This window comes from Micromonospora maritima (assembly GCF_902825405.1).
Lineage (GTDB): Bacteria > Actinomycetota > Actinomycetes > Mycobacteriales > Micromonosporaceae > Micromonospora > Micromonospora maritima.
The window spans coordinates 1-15,245 of sequence record NZ_CADEAU010000089.1 but is presented as its reverse complement, the minus strand read 5'-3'; the positions used below and the strand labels follow the sequence as shown (position 1 = coordinate 15,245).

Sequence of the window (15,245 nt, the reverse complement as noted above, 5' to 3'; positions counted from 1 at the left end):
CCGACGTCTGCGCCGCGTACCTGCGCATCGCCACCACCGGCCGGGCCGACGCGGCGGCGGTCGCGCTGCTGCGCCGGTCGTCGCCGGCCGGTGTGCTCGACCGGATCAAGGCCCCCACCCTGCTGGTCCAGGGCGAGGCCGACACGCTCTTCCCGCTCACCGAGGCGGACGCCAACGCGCGCGGCATCGCCGCCGCCGGCACGCCGGTCCGGGTCGCCTGGTTCACCGGCGGGCACGACGGGGGCGCCGGCCCGACCTCCGACTCGGACCGGGTGAAGTTCCTGACCGCCCAGTGGCTGGACCACTACGTCAAGGGCGACGGCCCGGCCCCGGGCGACACCTTCACGTTCTCCCGGATCGCCGGCTTCGACGCGCTCGACCGCGGTCTGGTGGCCACCGGCTTCCGCACCGACGACTATCCGGGCGTGGCCGGCCAGGGCCGCCGGGAGATCACCCTGACCGGCGGGGCCCAGCCGGTCGCCGTACCGCCCAACGGCAACCCGGCGGCGATCTCCGCGGTGCCGTTCGCGGGCGCGCTCGGCTCGTTGCTGGACGGCGTGGCCGGGGACATCCCCGGCCAGCACGCGCGCTTCGAGTCGGCGCCGTTGGCCGACCCGGTCGACGTGGTGGGCGCGCCGACCGTGCGCATCCGGGCCGCCTCGCCGACCGGCGAGGCGGTGCTCTTCGTCAAGCTCTACGACGTCGACCCGCAGGGCGCGTCCACGCTGCCGTCCGGCCTGGTCGCGCCGGTGCGGCTGACCGGCCTGCCGCGCACGCTGGACGCGGCGGCCCCGGTCACGGTCACGCTGCCGGCGATCGTCCGCCGGGTCGAGGCCGGGCACCGGCTGCGGCTCGTGGTGGCGACGTCGGACCAGGCGTACGCCACGCCGGCCGAGCCGGCCGTGCACACGGTGGCGCTCGGCGACGGCCCGCTGGTGCTGCCCACCGTCGACGCCGCGCCGATCCCGACCACCGCCACGGTGTGGCGCTGGGTGCTGGCCGGCCTGGTCGCCGCGATCGTGGTCGGGCTCGTCGTGGTCGTCCTGCTCACCCGACGCCGGCACCGCCGCCAGGACAGCTCCGTGCACCCGGAGTACGCGGGCGTCCCGCTGGCCGTGCGCAACCTGCGCAAGGCGTACGCGGACGGCTTCGTCGCGGTCTCCGACGTGGACTTCGAGGTGCACCCCGGCCAGGTGGTGGGCCTGCTCGGGCCGAACGGCGCGGGCAAGACCACCACGCTGCGGGTGCTGATGGGGCTGACCCAGCCCACCGCCGGGGAGATCTACGTCTTCGGCCACCGGCTGGTGCCCGGCTCGCCGGTGCTCTCCCGGATCGGCGCGCTGGTCGAGGGGCCGGGCTTCCTGCCGCACCTGTCCGGCCTGGACAACCTCAAGGCGTACTGGCGGGCCACCGGGCGGCCGTGGGAGGACGCCCACTTCGACGAGGCGCTGGAGATCGCCGGTCTGGGCGACTCGGTGCACCGGCGGACGAAGAAGTACAGCCACGGCATGCGGCAGCGGCTCGCCATCGCCCAGGCCATGCTCGGCCTGCCCGAGCTGCTGGTGCTCGACGAGCCGACGGACGGGCTGGACCCGCCGCAGATCGCGGAGATGCGCCGGGTGCTCCAGCGGTACGCCACCGACGGCCGGGCGGTGCTGGTCTCCAGCCACCTGCTCGCCGAGGTGGAGCAGACCTGCACCCACGCGGTGGTGGTGAACAAGGGCCGGATCGTGGCCTCCGGGCCGGTCGAGGAGATCGTCGGCGAGTCGCCGAGCGTGCTGTTCGAGGTGAGCGACCCGGACGCGGCGCGGACGGTGCTCGACCGGCTCGACGGCGTACGGGTGCTGCCGGACTCGGACGGCGGGCTGGTGGTCGACACCAACGGCACCGCCCGCAGCGAGGTGGTGGCGGAGCTGGTCCGGGCCGGCATCGGGGTGGACCGGGTGGTGCCCCGGCGCCGCCTGGAGGACGCGTTCCTCGCCCTGGTGGGCGAGAACTCTCGGGGAAGCGGTGACCGGTGATGGCGGGTTCTTCGGTGGCGTCCTCCGGCGGTACGGCGGCGCCCGGTGCGGGCGGGGCGGCGGCCGGCTACCGGCCGTCGACCACCATGCCCTTCGGCGCGGAGTTCCGGCGGCAGGCGTCGCGGCGCCGGACCCAGCTCGCGCTGGGGTTCATGGTGCTGCTGCCGCTGATCATCCTGGTGGCGTTCCAGTTCGACTCCGGCGACGACGACGGTGGCGGCCGGGGCGAGTTCGCCAGCCTGGCCGACCTGGCCACCTCGGGCGGGCTCAACTTCACCCTGTTCTCGATCCTGGTGTCGGCGTCGTTCCTGCTGGTCGTGGTGGTGGCGCTGTTCTGTGGTGACACGGTGGCCAGCGAGGCGAGCTGGGGCAGCCTGCGGTACCTGCTGGCGGTGCCGGTGCCCCGGGCCCGCCTGCTCGCGGTGAAGCTGGTGGTCGCGCTCGCGTACTCCGGTCTGGCGTTGGTGCTGCTGGCCGGCACCGCCCTGCTGGCCGGCACGCTGCGCTACGGCTGGAAGCCGCTGAGCAGCCAGGTCTCCGCCGAGCTGGCGCCGGCCGACGGGTTGCTCCGGCTGCTCGGCGTGCTGGGCTACCTGGCGGTGGTGCTGCTGGTGGTGGCCGGGCTGGCGTTCCTGCTCTCGGTGACCACCGACGCCGCGCTCGGTGCGGTGGGCGGCGCGGTGCTGCTCTGGATCCTGTCCAGCATCCTGGACCAGATCACCGCGCTGGGCGGGCTGCGGAACCTGCTGCCGACCCACTACAGCAGCGCCTGGCTGGGGCTGCTGTCGTCGCCGATGCAGACCGACGACGTGGTCAAGGGCGCGATCTCGGCGATCGTCTACGCCACGCTGTTCTGGGGTCTGGCCTTCTGGCGCTTCACCCGCAAGGACGTCACGAGCTAAGGAGGGGCCCCTTCTTAACGCATCCGGTAGAGGAAGGGGCCCCGCTTAACACCTCACGCCCATATCATGGGAGCGTTCCCATGGGCTGTCCCGCCTGCAAGGAAATCGATTAACATCGATCAATGTGATCGCCATCCTGGACGGCGTCCGACACCCGTCCCAGGAGGTAACACATGATCCTCAAGCAAGTGAACGGTCCCGTGCTGTCCCTGTTCCGTGTCGTCGTCGGCGTGCTCTTCGTGTGCCACGGCGCGGCGTCGATCTTCGGCATACTCGGTGGGAACCCGGCCACCGGCGGCACCGTGCCGTTCGCCACCTGGCCCGGCTGGTGGGCCGCGTTGATCCAGCTGGTCTGCGGCGCGCTCGTGCTGGTCGGCCTGCTCACCCGGCCCGCCGCGCTGCTCGCCTCCGGCTCGATGGCGTACGCGTACTTCGTGGTGCACCAGCCGCACGGCCTGCTGCCGCTCCGCAACGGGGGTGAGCTGGCCGCGCTCTTCTGCTGGACGTTCCTGCTGGTCGCGGTGCTCGGCCCCGGCCCCTGGGCGCTCGACGCGCTGCTTTCCCGCCGCCGGGGCGAGCCCGCGGACGCCACCCCCGCGCCCCACGCGTCGGTCCCCGCCTGAGCCGCTCGCTCACCGGGTCCTGGTGCGGGACTCCCGTCCCGTGCCGGGGCCCTCAGAGCGGGTTGACCGGGGTGGTCGCGAGCGACGGCGGACCGACCGGCGCGGACGGCGCGGGCGCCTCCGTGGTCGGCGCCGGGTCGCGGCGCTTCCAGGCGCTGACGCCCAGCCGGCCGGTGGTGCCGAGGTCGATCGGCCCGTCCAGCGCGACCGGGTACGCCGGCCGGCCGGCCACCGGGGCGACGTCGAGTTCGACGCCGTCGGTCGCCACCACCGTCGCGTCGGTGACCAGGTTGCGCCAGACCAGCGCGGCGCCGGCCCGTTCTCCGGGGCGCAGCACGAGCGCGGTGGGCGGGTCGTCGAAGCCGGAGGTGATCGGGGCGGCCCCGGGGACGACCCGCACCGTGACCGGGTCGCCGTCGACGTCGCGCAGCGCGACCGCCGGATAGCCGCGCAGCCGGTACGGCCGGTCGCCGCAGTTGACCAGCTCGATGCTCATGGCCCGCAGCCCCATCGCGGCGCTCACCCCGAGCTCGACGATCCGGATGCCCTCCGGCGAACAGGCGGGCGTGGGGATGGCGGTGTCGGGAGCGGCGGCCGGTCGGACCGGCGGCGTGGGCCGCGGGTCGGCCGGTCGCGGCGTCGGGGCGCAGGCGGTCAGCAGGGCCAGCCCTGCGCCGATGCCGAGTCGGGCCGCCGCGTTCCGCATCCGGTGATCATGCCACCCGGTCGGGCGCGGCGAGGACCGCGTCGAGCAGGCCCGGGTAGAGGCGGTCCAGCTCCTCGCGGCGCAGCCGGACGTAGCGGCTGGTGCCGGCGATCCGGGTACGGGTGACGCCCGCCTCCCGCAGCACCTTGAGGTGATGGCTGCGGGTGGCCTTGGAGACGCCGAACTCGAACGTGCCGCAGGCGTGCTCGCCGCCCTCGGCCAGCGTGCGCACGATCTGCAGCCGGACGTCGTCGGCCAGCGCCGCCAGCACCGCGGTGACCGGCACGTCGCGCAGGTCGGGTTCGTGCAGCTCCATGTGACCAGGGTAACCCATGTTCGACATCCGTCGAACAACCTCCTAGAGTCGGCTCCGTTGGTTCGACGATACTCGAACATAGGAGCCGCGATGCGTTCCCGTTCCGCCGCCCTTCCGCTCTTCGCCGTGCTCAGCTGGGGCGTCATGTTCCCGGTGCTGGCCAGCGCGCTCACCCGGGTGGACGCGCTCAACCTGACCACCGCGCGGTACGTGCTCGCGACCGCCGTGCTGGTCGCCCTGCTCCTGGCCCGGGAGGGGGTGACCGCCCTGACCGCGCAGCGGCGCGGGGTCGAGGTGATGCTGCTCGGCGCGCTCGGTTTCGCCGGCTTCAACACGCTCACCAACCTCGCGCTCGGGCACGCGGCCCCGCAGCAGATCGCGCTGTTCGCCGCCACCGTGCCGGTCGTCACCCAGCTCGTCCGGTGGGCTCGGGACGGCATCCGGCCCCGGCCCGCGCTGCTCGGCCTCTCCCTGGTCGCGCTCCTCGGCGTCGGTCTGGTGATCACCCGCGGCCGGCTCGACGGGCTGGGCGAGTTCGGCCTCGGCGGGCTGCTCATGGTCGGCGCCGTGCTCGGCTGGGCGTTCTACACCCACGGCGCGACCCGGTTCCCCGAGTGGTCGCCGCTGCGCTACACGGCGCTGACCGCGGTCGCCGGCACGATCGCCATGGTCGCCGCCAGCGCCGCCGCCGACCTCACCGGGGTCCAGCACGCCCCGCACGCCGCCGACCTCGTCGCGGTCGCCCCCCAGCTCGCGTACGCGGTGCTGGTCGCCGCCGTGGTCGCGGTGCTGGCCTGGAACACCGGCGTCCGGCGGCTCGGAGCGGCGGACGCCGCGCTGTTCATGAACCTGGTCCCGGTGACCACGTTCGCGGTGCAGATCCTGCGCGGTTACCGACCGGGCGCGGTCGAGCTGGTCGGCGCCGGGCTGACCGTCGCCGCCCTGGTGGCGGCGAACCTCGTCACCCGTACCCCGGCCCGGCCGGCCGCGACGGCGACCCCCGTGCCGACGGCCGTGGTGGACCGGCCGGCGGTGGCCGATCCGGTCGCGGTGGTCGGCCGCTGAGCCGGCCCACACCGTGGGATCCCGAGGTGGCGTGGCCGCGGGCGGCGCATAGACTCGGCGGCACAACTGCATACCTCATCCAGAGGGGCTGAGGGATACGGCCCGACGACGCCCCGGCAACCACCCGCACGCTCGACGACGAGCGACCGCGGGCAGGTGCCAATTCCGTCCCCGCCGCACCCGGCGATGCGGGGAAAGATGAGAGGAATCCCTCGACATGACGTCGACGCTCCCCGCCGCACCCGGCATCGACACCACCCGCAGCCCGGCCCGCGCCCTGGTCTGTCGCGCCTGTTCCGCGCGGTACCCGCTGGCCGCCCAGCACGCCTGTTACGAGTGCTTCGGGCCGCTGGAGGTCGACTACGACACCGCCGCCCTGGCCACCGTCACCCGGGAGCGCATCGAGGCCGGCCCGAACAGCATCTGGCGCTACGCCGACCTCCTGCCGGCCGGCCAGGACCCGGCCACCCGGGTCACCCTCGACCCCGGGCTGACCCCGCTGGTGTCCGCCCCGCACCTCGCCGCCGAGCTGGGCCTCACCGGCCCGCTCTGGGTCAAGGACGACAGCGCCAACCCGACCCACTCGTTCAAGGACCGGGTGGTGTCGGTCGCGCTGACCGCCGCCCGGGCACTGGGCTTCACCCGCTACGCCTGCGCGTCCACCGGGAACCTGGCCAACTCGGTCGCCGCGCACGCCGCACGCGCCGGCGTGCCCTCGGTGGTCTTCATCCCCGGCGACCTGGAGCAGGGCAAGGTCGTCACCACCGCGGTCTACGGCGGTGACCTGGTCGCCGTGGACGGCTCGTACGACGACGTGAACCGGCTCTGCGGCGAGCTGGTGGAGACCGACGACTTCGAGGACACCGCGTTCGTCAACGTGAACGTCCGGCCCTACTACGCCGAGGGGTCCAAGACGCTCGGCTACGAGGTGGCCGAACAGCTCGGCTGGCGGATCCCGGCCCAGGTGGTCATCCCGATGGCCAGCGGCGAGCTGCTCACCAAGATCGACAAGGCGTTCACCGAGCTGGTCGAGATCGGCCTGGTCGAGGCGCCGGCCGGCGGTTGGAAGGTGTTCGGCGCGCAGTCCGCCGGCTGCAACCCGATCGCCACCGCGCTGCACGGCGACAGCGACACCATCGTCCCGGTCAAGCCGACCGGCATCGCCAAGTCGCTGAACATCGGCGACCCGGCCGCCGGCCTCTACGCGCTGGAGGCGGTGCGCCGCACCGGCGGCTGGATGGAGTACGCCGACGACGACGAGATCCGGGCCGGCATCCGCCTGCTCGCCCGCACCACAGGCGTGTTCGCCGAGACCGCGGGTGGGGTCACGGTCGCCGTGCTGCGCAAGCTGGTGGAGTCGGGCCGGCTCGACCCGACGGCGGAGACCGTCGTCTTCAACACCGGCGAGGGCCTGAAGACGCTCGACGCGGTGGCCGGCCAGGTGGGCCCCACCCACCGCATCAAGCCCAGCCTCCGCGCCGCCCGCGACGCCGACCTCCTCTCCTGACCCCACGGTGGAGGTGGAACTCGCCCGGGTGGGGGATCGGGCAGGACCGGTGGGTAACCGGCGATGTGCGGTGAGTGCCAGAAACCCACCGACAAGGACTTGACGGCAGGAACCGGACGGCGCAAGATGCTTCGTGCGGGAGGGCATCCGCCGGAGACTTTTCAAGTTCTTGCGACCCAACGCCGGAGGCGTTGTGCGGACGTCCCTCCCGACCAACCTCGCGCAGGGCCAGCGGAAAACCGCTGGCCCTGTCGCCGTTCCCGGGCCTCGGCCGGTCGACGGTGGGCGATCTTCAGTTGTGACACGCCCCTACTGATCTGGTGCCTTCCTGTTGCATGATGGCGGGCATGACGGAGACCCCGCACCCCCTGTACGACAGGCACCGCGAGACCCTCGACCGGGCGCTGACCGCCATCGCGGAGCGCGGGTACTGGTCGGCCTACCCCGAGTCGCCCAGCCCTCGGGTGTACGGCGAGAGCGCCGCCGCCGACGGCAAAGCCGCGTTCGAGGCGTACCTGGGCGGGGACTTCCCGCTCGACCAGGCCGGTGACGGCAGCACCGTGGCCACCGAGGTCAGCCCGTTCGGCGTGCCGCTTGACGTGCGCTACCCGCACGCCGGCGCCGACCAGTTGGTGTCCGCCGCCACCGCCGCGCTGCCGGCCTGGCGCGACGCCGGTCCGCAGGCGCGGGCGGGAGTCTGCCTGGAGATCCTCGACCGCCTCCACAAGAACGTGTTCGAGCTGGCCAACGCCGTGCAGTTCACCAGCGGCCAGGCGTTCGTGATGGCGTTCCAGGCCGGTGGCGCGCACGCGCTGGACCGGGCGCTGGAAGCGGTGGCCTACGCGTACGCGGAGATGACCCGCCACCCCGGGACGGCCGGCTGGGAGAAGGCCGCCGGCAAGGGCGACCCGCTGCGGATGACCAAGACGTTCCACGTGGTGCCGCGCGGCGTGGCCCTGGTCATCGGCTGCAACACGTTCCCGACCTGGAACTCGTACCCGGGTCTCTTCGCCTCGCTGGTCACCGGCAACCCGGTGGTGGTCAAGCCGCACCCGCGCGCGGTGCTGCCGCTCGCCGTCACCGTGAGGTACGCCCGCCAGGTGCTCGCCGAGGCCGGGTTCGACCCGAACCTGGTGCAGCTCGCCCCCGAGGCGGACGGTGAGAAGCTCGCCTCCACGCTGGCCCTGCACCCGGGCGTGAAGATCGTCGACTTCACCGGCTCCACCGAGTACGGCGACTGGCTGGAGGCGAACGCACGGCAGGCCGCCGTCTACACCGAGAAGGCCGGCCTGAACACGGTCGTCATCGACTCCACCGACGACTTCGCCGGGCTCTGCCGCAACCTCGGCTTCACGCTCACGCTCTACAGCGGCCAGATGTGCACCACGTCGCAGAACCTGCTCATCCCGCGCGACGGCATCGACACCGACCAGGGGCACAAGAGCTTCGACGAGGTGGCCGCCGGCATCGCCGGCGCGGTCGCCAAGCTGACCGCCGACCCGGCCCGCGGCGTCGAGCTGACCGGCGCGATCGTCAACGACGGGGTGCTGGAGCGGCTGGAGGAGGTCACCAAGGTCGGCGAGCCGGTGCTGGAGTCGCGGACCGTCGAGCACCCGTCCTTCCCGGGCGCGGTGGTGCGGACGCCGACCGTGGTGAAGCTGGACGCCGGCGACACGGCGACCTACTCGCGGGAGTGGTTCGGGCCGATCTCGTTCGCCATCGCCACCGACTCCACCGAGCACAGCCTGCGCATCCTGCGCGAGACGGTGGGGGAGAAGGGCGCGCTGACCGCGGCCGTCTACTCCACCGACGAGGCGGTCCTGGACGCGGCCGAGGCGGCGGCGATCGATGCCGGGGTGCACCTGTCCTGCAACCTGACCGGTGGCGTGTTCGTCAACCAGTCGGCGGCGTTCTCCGACTTCCACGGCTCCGGGGCCAACCCGGCGGCGAACTCCGCACTGACCGACGGCGCGTACGTGGCCAACCGGTTCCGCGTCGTGCAGAGCCGCCGGCACGCCTGAAAGGAGGGGCCCCTTCTTGACGCCTTCGGTAGAGGAGGGGCCCCGCTCAACACCCGTCAGGCCGGGCGACGCATCTGGAGTTCGTACATGGCGCGGATGCGCGGGTGCGGGACGCGTACGCCGGTGTCGACGAAGCCCAGCTTCCGGTAGGCCCGGTAGGCGCGGTCGTTGCCGACCACCACCTCCATCATCAGCTCGGGCCGCCCGCAGGCCCGGGACCAGGCCGCCACCTCCTCGACGAGCGCGGCGAGCAGCCCGCTTCCCCGCCGGGCCGGCGTCACGTAGACCGTGCAGACAAGCGTCAGGCCCGCCTCGTCCGGCGCGGCGACCCCACCCGCGTGACCGACCAGGCGGCCACCCGGGTCCGCGACGAACTGGGCGGTGTGGTCGCCGCGCGACACCGACGCCACCCGGGCCACGAAGTCGGCGTGCGGCCGGGCCGCCGCCTCGGCCACGGTCTCCAGAAACGCCAGCGGGCTGTCCGCGAGCATCTCCAGCCGGAGCGCGCGCATCCGGGCGGCATCCTCCGGCCGGATCCGGCGGACGGTGGCCGGGGCGCTCGTGCTGGTCATGCCGCATGCATACCGGACCGCCCCGGGACGGCGTACGCGGGTGCCGCGTTCCGGGCCGGAATATGCCCGATTTGTGGTCGTGCGCGGTCGTCACGCCTCGTGTAGCGTGCGATTTCGGTCACCGATTCAGCGGCCGTCGCCGATCGCCGAAGCCGGTGCGCCACCGGTGCCGGTCCGCCGGCTCCCGGGTGTTGGAACGCCGCGCAGAGTGAGGAAGTGCACCGTGGCACAGGGCACCGTGAAGTGGTTCAACTCCGAAAAGGGCTACGGCTTCATCGCCGTCGACGGCGGGCAGGACGTGTTCGTCCACTTCTCCGCGATCGAGATGGACGGCTACAAGGCACTGGACGACGGCCAGCGGGTCGAGTTCGAGATCGCGCAGGGCCAGAAGGGTCCGCAGGCCGAGCGGGTCCGCGTCATCGCCTGACCCGGCCGGGCCGTCGCCGGCGGCCGAGCCACCCCCGACCGGGGCTGCGGTGCGGCCCCGCACCGTGGAAGATCATGAGCCGTTCCAGCCGTTGCCGCTGAGGAGAGCTCATGTCCGACCTGCCCCCGTCGGGTTCCACCGAACCGGTGCCCCCGGCCACGTCCGGTGCTCCGGCCGACCCGACCCGGTCCACGCCGTCGGCCGCCGGGGCGGCGCGCCGTGGTCCCTCACCGGCGAACGACGGCAGGGTCACCGCCGCCGTCAATCCGGCCGCCGCCACCAGTACGCCGATGGCTGTCATCCGTCTGCGGTCCATCCGCCACGCTCCTCCCGACCGGCGCAGGGGCACGCTGGCCGACCGGGAGTACGGAGACGGACGCCTATCGGTTGAACAGTGGCAAGCGGATTCGACGCAGCGTGCCGGGACGTACCCGGAAAGCGACGGCGCCGGCCCACCGCGGACGGTGGGCCGGCGCTCGGGCGCGGTCGGTCAGACCTCGACGACGGTCGGGACGATCATCGGGCGGCGCCGGTACGCGTCGTTGACCCAGCGGCCCACCGTGCGGCGGACGATCTGCTGGAGCTGGTGCGGGTCGGTGATGCCGTCCGCGGCGGCCCGGTTCAGCGCCTCGGTGACCAGCGGGATCACCGGGTTGAACGCGGCCGGGTCCTCGGAGAAGCCCTTCGCCGAGACGGTCGGCCCGGCGACCACCTTGCCGGTGACCGAGTCGACCACCACGGTGGTGGCGATGAAGCCGCCGTCGCCGAGGATCCGCCGCTCGGTCAGCAGCGACTCGCTGACGTCGCCCACGGCGAGGCCGTCGACGTAGACGTAGCGGCTCTTCACCCGCCCGACCAGGCTGGCGCGGCCCTCGACCAGGTCGACCACGTCGCCGTCCTCGCAGAGCACGACCCGGTCCGGCGCGACGCCGGACTCGATGCCGAGGCGGGCGTGCGCGCGCAGGTGCCGCCACTCGCCGTGCACCGGCATCAGGTTGCTCGGCCGGACCACGTTGAGCAGGTAGAGCAGCTCGCCGGCCGGGGCGTGGCCGGAGACGTGCACCTTGGCCACGTCCTTGTGCACCACCACGGCGCCGGCCCGGGCCAGCCGGTTGATCACCCGGTAGACCGACGTCTCGTTGCCGGGCACCAGGGACGAGGCCAGCACCACGGTGTCGCCGGGTGCGATGGTGATGTGCCGGTGGTCGCCGCTGGCCATCCGGCCCAGCGCGCTCATCGGCTCGCCCTGCGACCCGGTGGACATGAGCACGATCTGCTCGGGCGGCAGGTTGGTGGCCTCCTCGATGCCGACCACGAGGCCGGGCGGGATGTTGAGCAGGCCCAGGTCGCGGGCGATGCCCATGTTGCGGACCATGGACCGGCCGATCAGCGCGACCTTGCGGCCGTGCTCGATTGCCGAGTCGAAGACCTGCTGCACCCGGTGCACGTGCGAGGCGAACGAGGCGACGATGATCCGCCCCTTGGCCTTCGCGAAGATCGAGTCGAGGACCGGACCGATCTCCCGCTCCGGCGTGACGAAGCCGGGGATCTCCGCGTTCGTCGAGTCGGAGAGCAGCAGGTCGACGCCCTCGGCGCCGAGCCGGGCGAAACCGGCCAGGTCGGTGATCCGCCCGTCCAGCGGGAGCTGGTCCATCTTGAAGTCGCCGGTGTGCAGCACCAGGCCGGCCGGGGTGCGGATGGCCACCGCCAGCGCGTCCGGGATCGAGTGGTTCACCGCGAAGAACTCGCACTCGAACGGGCCCAGCCGTTCCCGGCCGCCCTCCCGCACGGTCAGCGTGTACGGCTGGATCCGCCGCTCGGCCAGCTTCGCCTCGACCAGCGCCAGCGTGAACTGGGAACCGACGAGCGGGATGTCCGGCTTGTGGGCGAGCAGGTACGGCACCGCGCCGATGTGGTCCTCGTGGCCGTGCGTGAGCACGATCGCCTGCACGTCGGCCAGCCGGTCCAGGATCGGCCCGAAGTCGGGCAGGATCAGGTCCACGCCCGGCTGCTCGACGTCGGGGAAGAGCACCCCGCAGTCGACGATGAGCAGCTTGCCGTCGTACTCGAAGACGGTCATGTTCCGGCCGATGGCGCCGAGTCCGCCGAGCGGGATGATCCGCAGGCCGCCCTCCGGCAGCGGCGGGGGCAGCTCACCCTCGATGTGCGCCTCGGTCACGCGTCACCTCATTCTGCGACGCCGCCGTGCGGCGTCCGTCGTGTCGTTGAATCATTCGGGCAGGGGCAGGCCCGCCGCGGCGCAGTCGGCGCGCAGCTGGGCCAGTTCGTCGCCGGTGGCCTCGACCAGCGGCGGTCGTACCGGGCCGGACGGCAGGCCCTGGGCCGCCAGTCCCGCCTTGACCAGGATGGTGCCCTGGGTGCGGAAGATGCCGGTGTAGAGCGGCAGGAGCCGCCGGTGCAGCGCGAGCGCCCGGGCCGCGTCGCCGGCCTCGACCGCCTCGATCATCTGCTTCGTCCCGACCCCGGTGAAGTGGGTGGAGGTGCCGACCACGCCGACCGCGCCGATCGACAGCATCGGCAGGGTGAGCGCGTCCTCGCCGCTGTAGAACGCCAGGTCGCTGCGGGCCAGCACCCAGGAGGTGGCGGTGAGGTCGCCCTTGGCGTCCTTGACCGCCACGATCCGGCCGTGCTCGGCGAGCTTCACCAGCGTGTCGGTGGCGATGGCGACACCGGAGCGGTGCGGGATGTCGTAGAGCATGACCGGCAGCCCGCTGGCGTCCGCGACGGTGGTGAAGTGGCGCAGCAGCCCGGCCTGCGGCGGCTTGTTGTAATAAGGGGTGACCACGAGCAGGCCGTGCGCGCCGGCCTTCTCGGCCTGGGCGGCCAGCTCGACGGTGTGCCGGGTGTCGTTGGTGCCCACCCCGGCGACGATGCGGGCCCGGTCGCCGACCGCCTCGACGACCGCGCGGATCAGCGTCTCCTTCTCCGCGTCGGTCGTGGTCGGGGACTCACCGGTGGTGCCGTTGAGCACCAGCGCGTCGTTGCCCTGCTCGTCGACGAGGTAGCGGGCCAGCCGGGCGGCGCCGTCGAGGTCCAGCGCCCCGTCCGGGGTGAACGGGGTCACCATGGCCGTGATCACTCGCCCGAACGGGCGCGACGGGCCCCGCTCCGGGGCGGCAGGGTGGTCGTGCGTCATGTTCACAACCTAGCGGACGACCACCGGTGGCCCGGCGGCGAAGGGCGACGACTCACTCGGCGTGCGGCGACGCCGCCACCTCGGTGCCGTCCGGCAGCGTGGAGATCACGAAGTCGGCGAAGACGTTCGGCGCGACGCCCTTGAGCTGTCGCAGGCACTCGACCGCCAGCTCGCGGATCTCCACGTCGGCGTGCTCGGTGGCGCGCATCTTGACGAAGTGCCGCCAGGCCCGGTAGTTGCCGGTGACCACGATGCGGGTCTCGGTCGCGTTCGGCAGCACGGCGCGGGCCGCCTGGCGGGCCTGCTTGCGGCGCAGCGTCGGGTTGGGCTCGTCGGTGAAGCGGGCCTCCAGCCCCTCCAGCAGCTCGGTGTACGCCCGCACCGCCGCCTCGGACGCCTCCACGAACTTCTTGTGCAGCTCGGGGTCGTCGGCGATCACCGCCGGCTCGACCATCGCCGCGTCCCGCTCGGGCACGTAGCGCTGGGAGAGCTGCGAGTAGGAGAAGTGCCGGTGCCGGATCAGCTCGTGGGTGAACGAGCGGGAGACGCCGCTGAAGTAGAAGCTCACCGATCCGTGCTCCAGCACGCTCAGGTGGCCGACCTCCAGGATGTGCGCCAGGTAGCCGGCGTTCGTCGCGGTGGCCGGGTTCGGCTTCTTCCAGCTCTGGTAGCAGGCCCGCCCGGCGAACTCGGCGAGCGCCTGCCCGCCGTCGGCGTCGGTCGACCACGGCACGTCGTCCGGCGCCTGGAACTGGGTCCACGCGATCAGCTTGACCTGGGGCTGCACCATCTCCGGCATGCCGAGGACTGTAGTTGCCCGGCCTTCGTCGTGGAAATCGGGCACGCGGCCGACCTGCGCCGCCGCGAGCGTGCGTGGTCAACGTCTCGTGCGGTCGCCCGCCGGGTCGGGTTCCGCGAGCGTGGGCTGCGCACCCCCTGGGAGGGCGCGACAGCAGGCGGATCTCCCGCGGCTCGCGGTCGCCCCGGACCTCGACCGCCGCGGGGACCGGCCCGGGTGGCGGGGCGCGAGTTGGCGAGGGCGTGAGGTGGCGGGGGCGCGAGGTGGCGGAGCGCCAGCGGCCGGCGTGTCGCGGCGGGGAGGGACCACCGATCAGATGCGATATGACTCAGAGGCATAAATATGACGCTGAGGTATATCGCTCATGCGGGGTACCCATCGCCGCCGCCTGCCCGGGGGCGCCGGCACCAGCGCGCGGGCCCGGGCCGCACGGGCCGAGGGCGCACGGGTAGGGGCCATACCGGGCATCGGTGCCGGCGATGTCGCCAACGACTCAGCTCGGCGGGGCCGCCACGGCCGGCACCGCCGTCGGCGCGCGAGCCGGCGAGCCGCCGGGCGTCAGACGTAGAGGGAGGGGAACGGCGCCCAGGGCAGGTTGCGGACCACCGAGAAGACCGCCCAGGCGGCCAGGAAGCCGCCGATCACCTTCGGGCTGAACCGCGGCTCGGGCAGCCGCCACCCGAACGCCCGGTTGCCGGCCCAGGCGGCGAAGAGCCAGGCCAGGAACGGCAGCGCGAAGACGAACAGGAAGTGGTGGCGGGCGGCGGCCGGCAGGTCGCCGTGCAGCACGTACCAGAGGGCACGGGTGCCGCCGCAACCCGGGCAGTCCAGCCCGGTGGTGAGCTTGAGCAGGCAGGTCGGCCGGGCGTCCGGGTCGCTCTGGGTCGGGTCGCTGATCAGCGCGTAGGCCATGCCGAGGCCGACGCAGCCCAGCGCCGCCAGCGGCACCGCCCAGCGCGGGGCGCGGGCGTGCAGCCGCAGCACCATCCGGGTGAACCGGTCGGGCTCGACCGGTTGGTAGGCCGTCCCGCCCGGCCACTCCGCCCCGGGCCGGGCGTGCGGAGCGTCGTGCGCGAGGGCGTGCACGTGCGGGTCGGCGGGCGCGGGGGCGTGCGGGTCGGGCACGGTG

The 15,245-nt window shown here is 73.3% G+C and carries 15 protein-coding genes and 1 riboswitch; of the genes, 7 read left to right on the top strand and 8 right to left on the bottom strand.

Annotated features, from left to right (window positions below; genetic code table 11):
• The 3 genes from HUW36_RS11690 to HUW36_RS11680 form a co-directional block, all read left to right on the top strand.
• Positions 1–2,021 (top strand): ATP-binding cassette domain-containing protein (locus HUW36_RS11690; protein ID WP_174528162.1); only part of this gene is annotated, 2,021 nt, incomplete at its 5' end.
• Positions 2,021–2,923 carry an ABC transporter permease gene (locus tag HUW36_RS11685; RefSeq protein ID WP_174528161.1) on the top strand — a complete coding sequence of 301 codons (903 nt, stop codon included), beginning with the start codon at positions 2,021–2,023 and terminating at the stop codon, positions 2,921–2,923. The genes HUW36_RS11690 and HUW36_RS11685, both read left to right, overlap by 1 nt.
• Before the next feature lie 173 nt (positions 2,924–3,096).
• Positions 3,097–3,546: a DoxX family protein gene (locus tag HUW36_RS11680; protein WP_174528160.1), complete on the top strand. Its 450-nt coding sequence runs from the start codon at positions 3,097–3,099 to the stop codon at positions 3,544–3,546.
• Between the two features lie 52 nt (positions 3,547–3,598).
• Here HUW36_RS11680 and HUW36_RS11675 read toward each other — a convergent pair whose 3' ends face one another.
• Together HUW36_RS11675 and HUW36_RS11670 are read right to left on the bottom strand one after the other, a co-directional pair.
• Complete coding sequence (locus HUW36_RS11675; RefSeq protein ID WP_174528159.1) at positions 3,599–4,252, bottom strand: DUF4232 domain-containing protein; 654 nt, start codon at positions 4,250–4,252, stop codon at positions 3,599–3,601.
• Between the two features lie 7 nt (positions 4,253–4,259).
• Entirely contained in the window at positions 4,260–4,568 is a 309-nt protein-coding gene (locus HUW36_RS11670) for an ArsR/SmtB family transcription factor (RefSeq protein ID WP_174528158.1), read from the bottom strand.
• 90 nt (positions 4,569–4,658) lie between these two features.
• On the opposite strand from HUW36_RS11670, the gene HUW36_RS11665 reads away from it, so the two are divergent.
• The 3 genes from HUW36_RS11665 to paaN all read left to right on the top strand — a co-directional run bounded on the left by HUW36_RS11665 (position 4,659) and on the right by paaN (position 9,161).
• Positions 4,659–5,633, top strand: coding sequence for a DMT family transporter (locus HUW36_RS11665; RefSeq protein WP_174528157.1), 975 nt, complete (start codon positions 4,659–4,661; stop codon positions 5,631–5,633).
• Between the two features lie 72 nt (positions 5,634–5,705).
• Positions 5,706–5,838, top strand: a riboswitch (SAM riboswitch).
• Between the two features lie 12 nt (positions 5,839–5,850).
• Entirely contained in the window at positions 5,851–7,140 is a 1,290-nt protein-coding gene (gene thrC / locus HUW36_RS11660) for a threonine synthase (RefSeq protein WP_174528156.1), read from the top strand.
• A gap of 347 nt (positions 7,141–7,487) precedes the next feature.
• Positions 7,488–9,161, top strand: a complete 1,674-nt coding sequence (paaN, locus tag HUW36_RS11655; protein ID WP_174528155.1) for a phenylacetic acid degradation protein PaaN — start codon at positions 7,488–7,490, stop codon at positions 9,159–9,161.
• 56 nt (positions 9,162–9,217) lie between these two features.
• On the opposite strand, the gene HUW36_RS11650 is transcribed toward paaN, so the two are convergent.
• Positions 9,218–9,733 carry a GNAT family N-acetyltransferase gene (locus HUW36_RS11650; RefSeq protein ID WP_174528154.1) on the bottom strand — a complete coding sequence of 172 codons (516 nt, stop codon included), beginning with the start codon at positions 9,731–9,733 and terminating at the stop codon, positions 9,218–9,220.
• Between the two features lie 223 nt (positions 9,734–9,956).
• On the opposite strand from HUW36_RS11650, the gene HUW36_RS11645 reads away from it, so the two are divergent.
• Positions 9,957–10,160 (top strand): cold-shock protein, encoded by a 204-nt coding sequence (locus tag HUW36_RS11645; protein WP_067305333.1) that lies wholly within the window; start codon positions 9,957–9,959, stop codon positions 10,158–10,160.
• Here HUW36_RS11645 and HUW36_RS34420 read toward each other — a convergent pair.
• The 5 genes from HUW36_RS34420 to HUW36_RS11620 all read right to left on the bottom strand — a co-directional run bounded on the left by HUW36_RS34420 (position 10,150) and on the right by HUW36_RS11620 (position 15,241).
• Positions 10,150–10,476 (bottom strand): hypothetical protein, encoded by a 327-nt coding sequence (locus tag HUW36_RS34420; protein WP_246248086.1) that lies wholly within the window; start codon positions 10,474–10,476, stop codon positions 10,150–10,152. The genes HUW36_RS11645 and HUW36_RS34420 overlap by 11 nt on opposite strands.
• Before the next feature lie 174 nt (positions 10,477–10,650).
• Positions 10,651–12,339 (bottom strand): ribonuclease J, encoded by a 1,689-nt coding sequence (locus tag HUW36_RS11635; protein WP_091579866.1) that lies wholly within the window; start codon positions 12,337–12,339, stop codon positions 10,651–10,653.
• Positions 12,340–12,390: 51 nt separating this feature from the next.
• Positions 12,391–13,317 carry a 4-hydroxy-tetrahydrodipicolinate synthase gene (gene dapA, locus HUW36_RS11630; protein ID WP_174528153.1) on the bottom strand — a complete coding sequence of 309 codons (927 nt, stop codon included), beginning with the start codon at positions 13,315–13,317 and terminating at the stop codon, positions 12,391–12,393.
• A 52-nt stretch (positions 13,318–13,369) separates the two neighbouring features.
• Positions 13,370–14,107 carry an FAD-dependent thymidylate synthase gene (gene thyX / locus HUW36_RS11625; RefSeq protein WP_174528164.1) on the bottom strand — a complete coding sequence of 246 codons (738 nt, stop codon included), beginning with the start codon at positions 14,105–14,107 and terminating at the stop codon, positions 13,370–13,372.
• Between the two features lie 567 nt (positions 14,108–14,674).
• Positions 14,675–15,241 (bottom strand): DUF2752 domain-containing protein, encoded by a 567-nt coding sequence (locus HUW36_RS11620; protein WP_246248088.1) that lies wholly within the window; start codon positions 15,239–15,241, stop codon positions 14,675–14,677.
• Positions 15,242–15,245: the final 4 nt, after the last annotated feature.